Here is a 14,046-nt window from a genome sequence, read left to right on the forward strand (position 1 = left end):
CGGGCCGGAGTGCTTCCGGCCATCTGGCCGCAGTTGAACGAGAGGGGAGGGGCTGACGGCCGTGCCGTGCGGGTCTCCCTCACACCCTTGACAATCTGCTGCGGGCCCTCTTTGCGGGGCGCCGGGGGCGGCAGGATCCGAAGGAGCGAGCGACCATGCGTGTCAAGCCAAAGAGCCCACGCGAGGCCATCCAGCCCGACCGGGCGCCAGAACCGCCCCAGCGGTCGCGCCATGCGCGCAATCCCATTGTCATCCTGATCAATCTTGTGCTTTCCAGCGCCGTCATCCTGATTCTTGCCATTGGTGCAGGCATCTACTGGGGCAAGCAGGAATTCGATGCGGCTGGTCCTCTGACAGAAGACAAGACCGTCATCATTCCCTCCGGTCAGGGTCTCGGCGGCATTGCTGATATCCTTGAGCGCAATGGCGTGATCACCGATGGTCTGGTGTTCAATCTTGGTGTGCGGGCCTACAAGAATGCGGCCCGGTTGAAGGCCGGTGAATACGAGTTCAAGGCCGGCTCCAGCATGCGCGACGTGATGACGGACCTGGTGGAGGGCAAGGCGGTGGTCTACTCCATCACCATCCCCGAGGGCTGGTCCACGGCGCAGGTGATCCGGCGTCTGCGCGAGAACGAGATTCTCACCGGCGAGATCACCGACATCCCGCCGGAAGGCGCGCTGCTGCCTGAGACCTACACATTCACCCGCGGTGCCTCGCGTCAGCAGATCCTCAACCAGATGCGGGCGGCTCAGACCAAGCTTCTGGCGGAAATCTGGGCGCGCAGGGTCGAAGGCCTGCCGGTGCAGACGCCCGATGAGCTGGTCATTCTGGCGTCGATCGTCGAGAAGGAGACGGCCCGTGCCGATGAGCGTCCGCGCGTTGCCGGCGTCTTCGTCAACCGGCTGAACAAGTCGATGCCGCTGCAGTCTGACCCGACCATTCTCTACGGGCTTTATGGTGGAGAGGCTTGGACCACGGACCGCAGTGCCATCACCCGCGCCGATCTCGACAAGAAGACCGAATACAACACCTATCAGATCCGCGCGCTGCCGCCGGGCCCGATCGGCAATCCGGGCCGTGCGGCCATGGAAGCGGTGTCCAACCCGTCCCGGACGAAGGATCTCTATTTCGTTGCCGACGGCACGGGTGGCCATGTCTTTGCTGAAACCTACGAGCAGCATCAGGCCAATGTGCGCAAGTGGCGCGAGATCGAACGCACACGCCGGGCACAGCAGGCCGGTGGCGACGGTGCCGCCGCCAGCGAGGCCGCTCCCGAGGCGCCCGCCGCGGAAGAGGCTGCTCCGGCAACACAGAACTGAACCGGCAGGAGGCAGACGTCAGGCCTGCATCATGTTCAGGCCCGGCGAATGTCTCCTGATCCGGTTCCGGGGGGAAGGATCAGGACATGGCTTTGTCCAGCATGACCGGCTTTGCCCGGGTTGAAGGATCTCATGGCGCGGTGCGCTGGCACTGGGAGCTGCGCTCCGTCAATGGCAAGAGCCTTGATCTGCGCTTCCGTCTGCCGCCTGGCATGGAAGATCTGGAAGCGCAGCTGCGCGAGCGCTGCGGCAAGGTTCTGGCCAGAGGCAATGTGTCCATTTCCCTGTCTGTCCAGCGTGAGCAGGGCGATGCCGTGCTTACCATCAACGAGGCGGCGCTCGAGGCTGTTCTGCATGCGGTGCAGCTGCTGAAGCGGCGCCTGCCCGAAGCCGTGCCGCCGAGCCTTGATGGCATTCTTGCCCACAAGGGCGTGCTGGAGCTGCGCGAGCCAGTGGAAGACGAAGAGGCACGGGCGGCTTTGATTGCAGCGCTCGCCGCATCCTTCGATGAGGCGCTGAAGGCGCTTGCTGCCATGCGCAAGGCGGAAGGCGCGGCCATCGGCGCCGTGCTGGACGGCCAGCTGGCCGCCATTGCCGCTGCAACGGATGCAGCCGAAAAGCATCCTGCACGCACGGCGGAGGCGATCCGCGACAGGCTTGCCGCCCAGGTTTCGGCCTTGCTGGAGGCAGCACCCGCGCTGGAGCCGCAGCGGCTGCATCAGGAGGCGGTGCTGCTGGCGACCCGCGCCGACATCCGCGAGGAGCTGGACCGGCTGGCCGCCCATGTGACTGCCGCCCGCAAGCTTCTGGCCGATGGTGGGCCTGTGGGCCGCAAGCTCGATTTCCTCGCACAGGAATTTAACCGGGAAGCGAATACGCTCTGCTCGAAATCCAATGACGTGGGGCTGACGGCCATTGGCCTTGAGCTGAAATCCGTCATCGACCAGATGCGTGAGCAGATCCAGAATCTGGAGTGATCAATGGCCGGCAGCAAGTCCGCCCGTCCCGCCGGGACATCCGTTACCGCTGATGAGGCCGAGGCACACCGCCGCGGCCTCATGCTCGTTCTGTCCTCGCCTTCGGGCGCGGGCAAGTCGACGATTGCCCGCAATCTGCTGGGGCAGGAGACAAGCCTGTCCCTGTCGATTTCCGTGACGACGCGCCCGCGCCGCACCAGCGAGATTGATGGCGTGCACTATCATTTCATTTCCCGTGAAAAATTCGAGCTGATGCGCGACCGGGAAGAGCTGCTGGAATGGGCCGAGGTGCATGGCAACTACTATGGCACGCCGCGCGATCCGGTGGAGCAGGCGCTGCGCAGCGGCCGGGACGTGCTGTTCGACATCGATATCCAGGGCACCTTCCAGCTTTATGAGCGGATGCGTGAGGATGTGGTGTCCATCTTCATCCTGCCGCCATCCATCGCCGAGATGAAATCCCGCCTGCACCGGCGGGCGGAAGATGCCGATGACGTGATTCTGAGGCGGCTAAAGACCGCTGTCGGCGAGATGCGCCACTGGAGCGAATATGACTATGTGGTTGTCAATGACGATCTCAGCCGCGCCTTCCTGGCGGTGCAGTCCATCCTGCGCGCCGAGCGCCACCGCCGCTCCCGTTCTGCCGCCATCGGGCCCTTCATCGACGGCATGGTGGATGACCTGCGCCGCGAGTTGGGCGAGGCCGGCGTGAGCGATGCCGAAGGCTGATTTTTTCTTCATTTGAAACGAAACAGGGCTCCGTATCCGGAGACCTGTTTGTTTTGAAAGAAATGAAGTGACTTTCCTCCGCGCTGGCCAGGCCTTGTGCCGGGATCTGACAGCGGCGCAGGGGGGCGCCCTGTCAAAGGCGTCTTCAACCTGCCACACTCAGCCCGCCATCTGCGGCAGGCTGATTTCCTGCATCCAGCTGCAAAAATCGCTGCGGGCCCGCTGGGTCATGGCGAGCTTGCGGGCCTTGGCCTTTTCCGCCCCGCGCAGGCGCTTGCCGTCTTCGCCCTTGTTCGGGGCATCCACCGGCGGGAACAGGCCGAAATTGACATTCATCGGCTGGAACGAACGCGGCGCGCCTTCTTCCTCATGCACCAGGTGGCCGCCGGTGATATGCGCCAGCAGCGCGCCCATGGCCGTGGTGGCGGGCGGCGGCGTAAGCTCGCGTCCTTGGGCAGCTGCTGCGGCGAACAGCCCGGCCATGCAGCCGACGGAGGCCGATTCCACATAGCCTTCGCAGCCGGTGATCTGGCCGGCAAAGCGCAGGCGCGGATCAGCTTTCAGCCGCAGCGTGCCATCCAGCAGTTTCGGCGAATTGAGGAAGGTGTTGCGGTGCAAGCCGCCCAGACGGGCAAAGACGGCATTCTCCAGCCCCGGGATCATGCGGAAGATCTCGGCCTGTGCGCCATATTTCAGCTTCGTCTGGAAGCCGACCATGTTGTAGAGCGTGCCGAGCGCATTATCCTGGCGCAGCTGCACCACGCCATAGGCCTTGACGGTGGGGTTATGGGCGTTGGTGAGGCCCATCGGCTTCATCGGCCCATGGCGCAGGGTTTCGCGGCCGCGCTCCGCCATCACCTCGATGGGCAGGCAGCCGTCGAAATAGGGGGTGTTGGCCTCCCATTCCTTGAACTCGGTCTTCTCACCTGCGATCAGCGCATCGATGAAGGCCTCGTACTGGGCCTTGTCCAAAGGGCAGTTGATGTAATCCCTGCCCGTGCCGCCGGGACCCACCTTGTCATAGCGGGACTGGAACCAGGCCACATCCATGTTGATCGAATCAAAATGCACGATCGGGGCAATGGCGTCGAAGAAGGCGAGCGAATCTTCACCCGTGCGCGCCAGGATCGCTTCCGACAGGGCCGGAGAGGTGAGGGGGCCGGTGGCAATGATGACATTGCCCCAGTCCTGCGGCGGCAGGCTGGTCAGCTCGCCGCGCTCGATGGTGATGAGCGGGTGCGAGGTGAGCATCTGAGTCACCGCTTCCGAAAAACCGTCCCGGTCCACCGCCAGCGCGCTGCCGGCAGGCACCTGATGGGCATCTGCCGCCTGCATGATCAGCGAGCCTGCCTGACGCAGCTCCCAGTGCAGCAGGCCGACGGCATTGTAATCCGCATCGTCGGAGCGGAACGAGTTGGAACAGACCAGCTCGGCCAGCCCGTCTGTCTTGTGGGCATCCGTTGCCCGCACCGGGCGCATTTCATGAAGAACAACCGGAACGCCGGCGCGGGCGATCTGCCAGCTTGCTTCCGAACCGGCGAGACCGCCTCCGATCACATGAATGGGTTTCGTCACGTGGCTCTGCCTGTGCTTGTGCTGAAAAGGGGCTGGACCGGACATATGTCCCGGCGGCCGGTCCTGCGGCGCCAGTCCGCGCTGCGGTCCTGCATCTCAAGCCCCTGATACCCGCATGACCGGGGCGATGCAACGGAAAGCCGCCGTTGAACCTGACCCGGGGCGGTCTGGCGTTTGGCGGGACGGGGGCATTTGCCGTAGGCTGGGCAGAGAGAGGTTTGGAGACAGGCGCAGACGGGCAGGGCTCCGGCTTAAAGGGAAGGCGGCACATGCAGACCAAGGCAAGGCACCTGCGCCTCAGCAAGGCAGGACGCGCGCTTCAGATGCTGCCGGCAGCCGCAACGCTGGCGGGCTGCGCGGCGCAGGCGGAGCTGGGGCCGGAGACATGGTATCGCGACCACAAAGCGCTGCTTCCCCGGGAGAACAGGCTCTACATCTGTCACGGATTCGGCTGCACCTACACGGCGCCAGTGGATTTTTCCATTGCGGACAGGCGGAAGCTTGCATCAATTCTCGCCACAGGCAAGGAATCGCCTGCGGCAGAGCGCAGGGCCTTGTCCAGGGCCGTCCAGTGGCAGGAGGCTCGTGTGACGGCAGCGCTTGGAACCGCGCCGGATATTGGCGGCCTCGACATGCGCAATGCCGGAGTGCCGGGTCAGATGGATTGTATCGACGAGGCCAGCAACACCACCAGCCTGCTTCTTTATGCAGAACGCGCGGGGCTGCTGCGCCACCACCGCGTTGCATCGCCGGTGGCGCGCGGCTTCCTGCTGGACGGGCGCTATCCGCATGCCACGGCGGTTCTGCGGGAAAGCGCGGGCGGCCAGGCTTATGCCATCGACAGCTGGTTGCGCGCCAATGCGGAGCCACCTGTGGTGCAGCCGCTCGAAAGCTGGTTTGCCGCATCAGGTGTCTGGTGATGAAAATTTGCAGGGATGCTTAAAACGGGAAAAGCGCCCGCCGATGGGAGGAGGAGTTCGGCGAGCGCTCTTTCCAGAGCCGGTTCGGGAGGAGGAGAACCGGCTTGTTCCGGACCGCAGGTGGGAGGAGGAGTCCTTCGGTCCGGGAGAACTGAGGCGCCGTTTGGTGCCCCGTTGTTGGTTATGTTGTACCGCGGGCCGGGCGATACCGCCATGCACAATTCTGCATGGCTGGCCTGCTTATGCTGCAAAGCAGCGAAAAACAGGGCTGGGGCTGCGTCTCAGCGCATGGCCCCGCGGGCGACGGAGGCGATGTCCGCGCGGGAGATGCCGATGTCGCTCAGCTCACGCGAGGACATGCGGGCCAGCTCTTCATAGGTGGCGCGGTACTTCTTCCACGAGCGATACTTGGAGACGATGTCGTGCAGCATGATTTTATCCGTTCTTTTACTTGCTCTTGAAGCTTTAGCAGCGCTCTTGTTGGCGTTGCGTCTTGTGACCCTTATCTAGGCCTGTTCGCCGGTTTCAGCTATGGGGGCTTCCACATGCCTGCTCTGCAGGCAATGCAATGCATGATTAATGTGCATTTGCACAGATGAAGGGCATGTGGCCGGATTGTGGCGAAGCGCTCCGCGACGCAGCGGAATCACGGCTGCGCACCTGCCGTAGAGTTGCTTTGCCGGAGGGATAGTGGTGAGCGAAGGCGAGGGCTGAGTGGACAGAAAAAAAGGCCGCCGGCAAATCTGCGGCAGCCTGGCATGAGGTCTAGCGATTTGATTTTAAAGACGTATCGAACGCCAGACAAACGAACGCCCGCCAGTGGGAGGAGGTACTGGCGGGCGCTGTTTCAGCAGGCAGGGTTTGGGAGGAGAAGAACCCTGCCGGCACACAGTCACAAGGCTTGGGAGGAGGAGGGCCTGTGACCGCGATCTCGATTACATGCTGGCGCGGCGTGCAATGAAGCGGATATCGCCGCGGCCAATGCCCAAGTCGCTGAGTTCGCGATTGGACAGACGGGACAGCTCGTCCACCGTGCGGCGGTAGTTGACCCAGGAATTGTACTTGCGAACAACAGTGTCGATCATTTTCGTGTTCCTTGAACCGTCTGGAGCGTCAGCTGTCGGCCCGCGGCCGGTTAGGCTATTGTGCGGTGCAGCGCCGTTCCGATGTCCAAGAGATAGTCCGTTTTCGCATTTGCGAGAAGTGGAAGTTTGGCATGTCAGTCATGCGAATTATGCAAGGCGGAAAAATAAACGATGATGAGCGATTGTCAGGCGAGATGAAGGACATTTAAACCGATAAAAACGCAGAAATTCGCGCTGCAGCAGGAAATATGCAGGATGCCTCCGGTTGTGTCCCGATTGCGTGGCTCCGCAAGGCTTGTGTTGCAATGCAGCAATGGCCGGATTCGCGCTTGCCCCATGCGCCGGGTGCATGGCGCTAGCCACATTTCAGAAGCTGCCACAAGGGGTTCATAGCCAGAATCTGCAGCCTTGAAGTCCTCCCGGGCCGCCGCTGCGGCCCGCGGGCAACCTGCTTGCTCGCCAGAAGAGATGCCGGAAACTGCTGAAAACAGCCCGAAACGGCACCCGGCAGGCCTCGCGCCTATACCGCCCGTCATGCTGTTCCACCGGAGACCTCCCGCTGCGAGCTGGCCCCGGATCTCCGCTTCGCTCAAGGCGGCCGGAGGCCGATATGCGGCGCGTCTGAGCGTTCTCAGCCTCCGGCGTCCGCTCCCGGAGAGGGCGGGGCACCCGATCAGAAGTGCCGCTTCCGTGTCACTCGGCTGCGGCTGTCCGTTTCTGCGGGCGGCGCTCCAGCAATTCCTTGAGGAACTGCCCGGTATGGCTTGCGGGATTCGCTGCCACATCCTCCGGACGGCCTTCAGCCACCACCGTGCCGCCGCCATCGCCGCCCTCAGGACCGAAGTCGATCAGCCAGTCCGCCGTCTTGATGACCTCGAGATTGTGCTCGATCACCAGCACCGAATTGCCTTGCTCGACCAGCTCGTGCAGCACCTCCAGCAGCTTGGCCACATCATGGAAATGCAGGCCAGTCGTCGGCTCGTCGAGGATATAGAGTGTGCGGCCGGTGGACCGGCGTGACAGTTCCTTGGCCAGCTTCACACGCTGTGCCTCACCGCCGGAGAGGGTCGTCGCCTGCTGGCCCACCTTGATGTAGCCAAGGCCCACCTGTGCCAGGGTTTCCATCTTTTCGCGCACCGCCGGAACGGCCGAGAAGAAGCCCGCCGCCTCTTCAACGGTCATGTCGAGCACATCGGCGATCGACTTGCCCTTGAACTGCACTTCAAGCGTCTCGCGGTTGTAGCGCTTGCCCTTGCAGACATCACAGGTGACATAGATGTCGGGCAGGAAGTGCATCTCGATCTTGATGACGCCATCGCCCTGACAGGCTTCGCAGCGGCCGCCCTTGACGTTGAAGGAGAAGCGTCCGGGCTGATAGCCGCGCGCCTTTGATTCCGGCATGCTGGCGAACCATTCCCGAATCGGTGTGAAGGCCCCCGTGTAGGTCGCAGGATTGGAGCGCGGGGTCCGGCCGATGGGCGACTGGTCGATGTCGATCACCTTGTCGAGATGCTCCAGCCCCTCGATCCGGTCATGCGGAGCAGGGTTCTCGCGCGCGCCGTTGAGCCGCCGCGCGGCCGACCGGTACAGGGTGTCGATGAGGAAGGTGGACTTGCCGCTCCCCGAGACGCCGGTGATGCAGGTGAAGGTGCCAAGCGGAATTTCCGCCGTGACATTCTTCAGATTGTTGCCGCGCGCGCCGATGACCTTGATCTGCCGCTTCTTGTTGATCTTGCGCCGCTCTGCGGGCAAGGCGATGCCGCGCGTTCCGCTCAGATATTGCCCTGTGAGCGAATTCGGGTCTGCCATGATCTGCGCCGGTGTGCCCTTCGCAACGATCTGGCCGCCGTGGACGCCCGCGCCCGGCCCCACATCCACCACATAATCGGCCGTCAGCACCGCATCCTCGTCATGCTCCACGACGATCACGGTGTTGCCGAGATCGCGCAGGTGGCGCAGCGTGTCGAGAAGCCTTGCATTGTCGCGCTGATGCAGGCCGATCGACGGCTCGTCCAGCACATAAAGAACGCCCGTCAGGCCGGAGCCGATCTGCGAGGCGAGACGGATCCGCTGGCTTTCGCCGCCCGACAGTGTGCCGGAATTGCGCGACAGCGACAGATAATCCAGCCCCACATCATTGAGGAATTTCAGCCGCTCGCGGATCTCCTTGAGAATCCTTGCGGCAATTTCCTGCTGCTTGCCGTTCAGCGCGTCATCCAGCCCGTTGAACCAGGCCCCGGCATCGCGGATCGACATGTCCGCCGCGTGGCCGATGTGCTTGCCGCCAATCTTGACGGCGAGCGCCTCGGGCTTCAGGCGGTAACCGTTACAGGCCGGGCAGGGGTGGTTTGACTGGAAACGCTCCAGCTCTTCACGGACCCAGGCCGAATCCGTTTCGCGCCAGCGCCGCTCGATATTGCCCAGAACGCCTTCGAAGGTCTTCTTTGCGCGGTAGCTGCGCACACCGTCGTCATAGACGAATTCAAGCTCGGTCTTGCCGGTGCCGTAGAGCACCGCATGGCGCACGTCATCTGGCAGCTCGCGCCAGGGCGTTGCCATGGACACCTTGAAATGCCGGCAGATGGCTTCCAGCGTCTGGGCATAATAGGGCGAGGTCGAACCGGTCTTGGCCCACGGCAGCACCGCGCCCTCGCGCAGCGACAGGCTCTGATCGGGCACCACCAGGTCCGCCTCGAAGGCCAGCGTCGTGCCGAGGCCGTCACAGGACGGGCAAGCGCCGAAGGGATTGTTGAAGGAGAAGAGGCGGGGCTCGATCTCGGGGATGGTGAAGCCGGACACCGGGCAGGCGAATTTCTCCGAGAAGATGATCCGCTCATGGGTTTCATTGCGGTTCTGCAGCACCGCATCCTTGCCCGTGGCGATCTCCAGCGGCTTGTCCGCAAATTCGGCAATGGCAATGCCATCGGCCAGCTTCAACGCCGTTTCGAAGGAGTCTGCAAGACGGCCTGCAATGTCCTCGCGCACGACAATGCGGTCCACCACCACATCGATGTCATGCTTGAACTTCTTGTCGAGGGCCGTGGCCTCGGAAATCTCATGAAACTCGCCGTTGATCTTGACCCGCTGGAAGCCCTTTCTCATCAGCTCGGCCAGTTCCTTGCGGTATTCACCCTTGCGCCCGCGCACCACCGGAGCCAGCAGGTAAAGCCGCGTGCCTTCCTCCAGCGACATGACCCTGTCGACCATCTGGCTGACGGTCTGGCTCTCGATCGGCAAACCCGTCGCCGGCGAGTAGGGGGTGCCCACGCGCGCAAACAGAAGGCGCATGTAGTCATAGATCTCGGTGACCGTGCCCACAGTCGAGCGCGGATTGCGCGAGGTGGTTTTCTGTTCGATCGAGATGGCGGGAGACAGGCCATCGATCTGATCCACATCCGGCTTCTGCATCATCTCCAGAAACTGGCGGGCATAGGCCGAGAGGCTTTCGACATAGCGGCGCTGGCCTTCCGCATAGATCGTGTCGAAGGCGAGAGACGACTTGCCCGAACCAGACAGGCCCGTCATCACGATCAGCTTGTCGCGCGGCAGGTCCAGATCGACGTTCTTGAGATTGTGCTCGCGCGCGCCGCGGATGGAAATCATCTTGTCACGGCTGAAGCCCGTCAGGGCAGATCCCTGTTCCTTGCTCTGCGGTTCGGCGGCGGCATCCTTGGCCATCGGTATCGTCCTGAACTTGCCCGGCGCGGGCATGAAAACTGGCAGCAGTTATAAGCGCCGCACAACAGGCCTCAACTGGCAAAATGCTGTGCGGATGAGAATGTCCTGACCTGTTCCGGTCAGGCGCGGTGGAAGGCTCGTGAAAAAATCAGCCTGAGAAAAGCCTGAGCTGCGGCGATGGTTCGTGCTTGACCGGCAAGGACGGACCCATCTGTCCGGAATGTTCCGTCTGTCTCATCTGCGGTCCTTCTTTCGCATCTTCAAGGGCAGGTCTCTGACAATCTGCGGCTTGGCCTGCATTTTGCGGGTCTGCCGGATCACACTCCATAAGGAACGTAACAGGAACAAAAATCTGAAGCAAGCCGCATCTCCGTGAAAAACTGCTGTCTTGCCTCTTTTCCGGCGGGGCCGGGTTTTTGACGCAAAGGCAGGAAAATGGCTCTTGACGGCAGGAACAAAAAAGGAACAATCTATGCCTGCATCGGCTTGAAAGCGGCCAGCTTTGTGGACAACGCGGCGCAGCCGGGCAGAATGGTTCGCATGAGGGGCGAAGAGGCGGTAGGGTCGCCCGGTCAACCGGTTTCTGCTGCCGTCCAGAAGGGCGCCTGATCTGGCTTCCGGGCCGGAGGGGGCGTGTTTCCAGGCTGTTCTTGTGAGCAGCGGACAGGCGCAGGGCGGCGCCGGCCTTGGGCTGTGCCCGTGCCGGGCTTGGACGACAAAGGACAGACAAAAGCAGGAGCCACTGGTATGGCGGGTAGCGTGAACAAGGTCATTCTGGTTGGCAATCTGGGGGCGGATCCCGAGATCCGCCGCACGCAGGATGGCCGTGCCATCGCCAATTTGCGCATTGCCACATCCGAGACGTGGCGGGACCGCGGGTCGGGGGAGCGGCGCGAGCGCACCGAATGGCACCGGGTGGTGATCTTCAATGAAGGCCTTTGCAAGATTGCCGAGCAGTACCTGCGCAAGGGCGCGAAGGTTTACATCGAGGGCCAGCTGCAGACCCGCAAATGGCAGGATCAGAGCGGCCAGGAGCGCTTCTCCACCGAAGTGGTGCTGCAGGGCTTCAACTCGGCACTGACCATGCTGGACGGGCGCGGCGGAGGCGGCGGTGGTGGCGGTGGCGGCGCACTGCCGGATTACGGCTCGGGCGGCTATGATGGTGGCTCCAGCGGTGGCGGCGGCTATGGCGGTGGTTCGGGCGGCGGCGGTTACGGTGGCGGCGGTTATGGGAGTGGCTCCGGCGGCTCCGGTGGTGCAGGCGGCGGCTATGGCGGCGGCATGGACGACGAGATCCCGTTCTGACGGAGTGTTGCGCAAGCCTGTGGATGGCCGGGCCTGATGGCCGCCCTTGCAGAGAGAGGCAGGGGCGCGCCGGGCCGGGCATGCGTTTCAAACTGTGAGGGTTGGGTTTCATTAACCGTCTGGTTGCTGCTGGCAGGGTAGCTTTGCGCTCTGCCAGCGGAACAGTCTGCAGGGGCTGAACGTTCGGAAACCGTGCTCCATCTGCCGGTCCGGCGTTCCTGTGACACCGGTCACAGCGGCAAGATCTTATACCTGCGAGGCTTTGTGGACTGCCCCGGCATCATTGAGCGGACTGGCCCCGGGGGCGAGTGGCCGGTCCTCATCTGATTTCGAGCTTGAGGCCTTTTGAGACCATGCGTCATACGCTGCAGCCCGCACGTTTCCTCTCCACACTTCTGGCAAGCGCTGCTATTGCTTCCCTCACGCTGACCGCCAGCGTTCAGCCTGCCGATGCGTTTCTGGACCGGATTTTCGGCGGGCGCCCCGTGGAAGAGCCCCAGCCTGTTCAGCCGGCACCGGCGCCGGTGCTGGACAAGGCCGTGATCGCCGCCAACAAGGTCTCCGCTCCGAAATATTACACATACAAGGCCGATCAGCTGGCGGCCTTCTCTCTGAAGGCGCTGGCCGTAAGCCCCCAGCCCGCCACAGCTCAAACGGCCGGGGGTGCCATGTCCAGTGGGACTGGCACAGCGCTGACCGTGTCCGCTCGGCCCGTTGCACCTCAGGGCGTTGCACCTCGCTCTGTGGCTGACCAGACCGGCAGCATCGCTTCGCCGGCCGTTCAGCCGGCGCCCGCCGCGGATAAGGCGGCTCTGGCCTTCGACGCGGCACGCCCGGCCTTTGCCGCGCTCAGCTTCAAGGCCTTGCCGGAAGTGGCAAAAGCGGTCGAAACGTTCTATGCGCAGGAGCCGCGTTTCATCTGGGTCGAGAATGGTGCGCCCAGTGCCCGGTTCGCCGCGCTGAAGTCCGAGCTGGAGCGGGCAGGGGATTTCGGGCTGGATCCGGCCGATTACCGGGTCGAGGCCCCTGCGCTCACCGGCCTTGAGCCGGCGGCCCGCGATGCCGCCCTGGTGGATTTTGAGGTGAAGGCCTCCATCGCGGCGCTGACCTATGTGCTGGACGCGCGCCGTGGCCGGGTCGATCCGAACCGCATCTCCGGCTATCACGACCTGCCGCGCCACAAGGTGGACCTGACGGCAGAGGCGAAAGGGCTGGCGGCTGCAGCCGATGCCGGGCAGTACCTGCGCTCGCGCCAGCTGGCGTCGCCCCAGTTCACTGCGCTGGTGGAAGAGCTGGCGCGGCTGAAGCGCGAGACCTCCGATACCCCGCAGGTCGTGATCGCGCCGGGCACGCTGCTTAAAGTCGGCAAGTCCAGCCCCGAGGTGAAGAACGTAGTTGCTGCCATCCGCCTGCGCGGCTCTGCGGCGCTGCTGGAGGCGCACAAGGATCTGCTCGACACCTATATGGGGGAGGAGCTTTACAGCGATGCCATCGCGGATCTGGTCAAGGCATATCAGGCCGAAGCCGGGCTCGATGCCGATGGCGTTGTGGGGGCGGGCACCATCCAGGCGCTGACGGGCGAAAGCAATGCCTCGAAGATCGCCAAGGTGGAACTGGCGCTGGAGCGGATGCGCTGGCTGCCGGAAAACCTGGGCGAGCGCCGCGTCTTCATCAACCAGCCGGCCTTCACGGTTGCCTATTTCGAGCCGGGCAGGGCGCCGCTGGAAATGCGCGCGGTCATCGGCAAGAAGTCGAACCAGACCAACTTCTTCTACGACACCATCGAGACGGTGGAATACAACCCCTATTGGGGCGTGCCCTATTCGATCATTGTCAATGAGAAGTTGTCGAAGCTGCAGCAGGATCCGGCATGGCTCGACAAGGCCGGATACGAGGTGACGACGGCGGCGGGCAAGCCGGTTTCCTCGGCCAGTGTCGACTGGCATGCGGTGGCGACCGGCAAGATGCGGGTCAACGTGCGCCAGCGCCCGGGCGATGACAATGCGCTTGGCGAGCTGAAGATCCTCTTCCCCAACAAGCACGCCATCTACATGCATGACACGCCGTCGCGCTCACTGTTCAAGAAGGACATGCGCGCCTTCAGCCACGGCTGCGTGCGCCTCGCCGACCCGCGCGCCATGGCCGCTGCCGTGCTGGGCAAGACCGAGGCGCATGTGGCCAGCCGCATTGCCACGGGCAAGAACAACTCGGAAGATGTTGCCGGGAACATCCCGGTCTATATCGCCTATTTCACCGCCTGGCCGCAGACGGATGGCAGCATCGGCTATTTCGGCGATGTCTACGACCGCGACGCCTACCTGCAAAAAGCCCTCGAAGCCACCCGCAAGGCGCGGGGAACGGCGGAAAGCTGAGGTCTGAACGCATAAACCTCATGAAGGCGGCCCAACCGGTGCCGCCTTTTTTCTTGCGGGGCAGGGAAGGGGCGGCAATTTGC

At 63.4% G+C, this 14,046-nt stretch carries 10 protein-coding genes; 6 read left to right on the forward strand and 4 right to left on the reverse strand.

All coding sequences use genetic code 11. The annotated features are described in order from the left end of the window. Positions 1–155: 155 nt before the first annotated feature. From mltG to gmk, 3 genes are all read left to right on the forward strand, one after another. On the forward strand, positions 156–1,322 hold the full coding sequence (mltG, locus tag ASC48_RS08800; protein WP_055455388.1) for an endolytic transglycosylase MltG: 1,167 nt from the start codon (positions 156–158) through the stop codon (positions 1,320–1,322). Between the two features lie 86 nt (positions 1,323–1,408). Next, the gene (locus ASC48_RS08805) at positions 1,409–2,299 is read left to right on the forward strand and encodes a YicC/YloC family endoribonuclease (protein ID WP_055455389.1); all 891 of its coding nucleotides are present in this window, start codon (positions 1,409–1,411) and stop codon (positions 2,297–2,299) included. 3 nt (positions 2,300–2,302) lie between these two features. Further along, the gene (gmk, locus tag ASC48_RS08810; protein WP_082440050.1) at positions 2,303–3,028 is read left to right on the forward strand and encodes a guanylate kinase; all 726 of its coding nucleotides are present in this window, start codon (positions 2,303–2,305) and stop codon (positions 3,026–3,028) included. 159 nt (positions 3,029–3,187) lie between these two features. On the opposite strand, the gene trmFO is transcribed toward gmk, so the two are convergent. After that, the gene (trmFO, locus tag ASC48_RS08815; protein ID WP_055455390.1) at positions 3,188–4,648 is read right to left on the reverse strand and encodes a methylenetetrahydrofolate--tRNA-(uracil(54)-C(5))-methyltransferase (FADH(2)-oxidizing) TrmFO; all 1,461 of its coding nucleotides are present in this window, start codon (positions 4,646–4,648) and stop codon (positions 3,188–3,190) included. A 224-nt stretch (positions 4,649–4,872) separates the two neighbouring features. Between trmFO and ASC48_RS08820 the strand changes: the two genes are divergently transcribed. Continuing rightward, a complete protein-coding gene (locus ASC48_RS08820; protein WP_055455391.1) occupies positions 4,873–5,523 on the forward strand; it encodes a hypothetical protein in 651 nt (216 codons plus the stop codon). Between the two features lie 281 nt (positions 5,524–5,804). On the opposite strand, the gene ASC48_RS19295 is transcribed toward ASC48_RS08820, so the two are convergent. The 3 genes from ASC48_RS19295 to uvrA form a co-directional block, all read right to left on the reverse strand. Next, positions 5,805–5,954, reverse strand: a complete 150-nt coding sequence (locus ASC48_RS19295; RefSeq protein ID WP_019966090.1) for a DUF1127 domain-containing protein — start codon at positions 5,952–5,954, stop codon at positions 5,805–5,807. Positions 5,955–6,458: 504 nt separating this feature from the next. Then, the gene (locus tag ASC48_RS19300) at positions 6,459–6,608 is read right to left on the reverse strand and encodes a DUF1127 domain-containing protein (protein ID WP_019966089.1); all 150 of its coding nucleotides are present in this window, start codon (positions 6,606–6,608) and stop codon (positions 6,459–6,461) included. Positions 6,609–7,301: 693 nt separating this feature from the next. Next, complete coding sequence (gene uvrA, locus ASC48_RS08825; protein WP_055455513.1) at positions 7,302–10,211, reverse strand: excinuclease ABC subunit UvrA; 2,910 nt, start codon at positions 10,209–10,211, stop codon at positions 7,302–7,304. An 822-nt stretch (positions 10,212–11,033) separates the two neighbouring features. Here uvrA and ASC48_RS08830 point away from each other — a divergent pair. Together ASC48_RS08830 and ASC48_RS08835 are read left to right on the forward strand one after the other, a co-directional pair. Further along, positions 11,034–11,591, forward strand: a complete 558-nt coding sequence (locus tag ASC48_RS08830; RefSeq protein WP_055455392.1) for a single-stranded DNA-binding protein — start codon at positions 11,034–11,036, stop codon at positions 11,589–11,591. A gap of 353 nt (positions 11,592–11,944) precedes the next feature. Then, the gene (locus ASC48_RS08835) at positions 11,945–13,963 is read left to right on the forward strand and encodes a L,D-transpeptidase family protein (protein WP_055455393.1); all 2,019 of its coding nucleotides are present in this window, start codon (positions 11,945–11,947) and stop codon (positions 13,961–13,963) included. The last annotated feature ends 83 nt before the right edge of the window (positions 13,964–14,046 follow it).

The organism is Pannonibacter indicus, from assembly GCF_001418225.1.
GTDB lineage: Bacteria > Pseudomonadota > Alphaproteobacteria > Rhizobiales > Stappiaceae > Pannonibacter > Pannonibacter indicus.

Bases quoted from the DNA above. Each gene is read 5' to 3' on its own strand.
- mltG (WP_055455388.1), top strand. From the start codon at position 156: ATGCGTGTCAAGCCAAAGAGCCCACGCGAGGCCATCCAGCCCGACCGG.
- ASC48_RS08805 (WP_055455389.1), top strand. From the start codon at position 1,409: ATGGCTTTGTCCAGCATGACCGGCTTTGCCCGGGTTGAAGGATCTCAT.
- gmk (WP_082440050.1), top strand. From the start codon at position 2,303: ATGGCCGGCAGCAAGTCCGCCCGTCCCGCCGGGACATCCGTTACCGCT.
- trmFO (WP_055455390.1), bottom strand. From the start codon at position 4,648: ATGTCCGGTCCAGCCCCTTTTCAGCACAAGCACAGGCAGAGCCACGTG.
- ASC48_RS08820 (WP_055455391.1), top strand. From the start codon at position 4,873: ATGCAGACCAAGGCAAGGCACCTGCGCCTCAGCAAGGCAGGACGCGCG.
- ASC48_RS19295 (WP_019966090.1), bottom strand. From the start codon at position 5,954: ATGCTGCACGACATCGTCTCCAAGTATCGCTCGTGGAAGAAGTACCGC.
- ASC48_RS19300 (WP_019966089.1), bottom strand. From the start codon at position 6,608: ATGATCGACACTGTTGTTCGCAAGTACAATTCCTGGGTCAACTACCGC.
- uvrA (WP_055455513.1), bottom strand. From the start codon at position 10,211: ATGATTTCCATCCGCGGCGCGCGCGAGCACAATCTCAAGAACGTCGAT.
- ASC48_RS08830 (WP_055455392.1), top strand. From the start codon at position 11,034: ATGGCGGGTAGCGTGAACAAGGTCATTCTGGTTGGCAATCTGGGGGCG.
- ASC48_RS08835 (WP_055455393.1), top strand. From the start codon at position 11,945: ATGCGTCATACGCTGCAGCCCGCACGTTTCCTCTCCACACTTCTGGCA.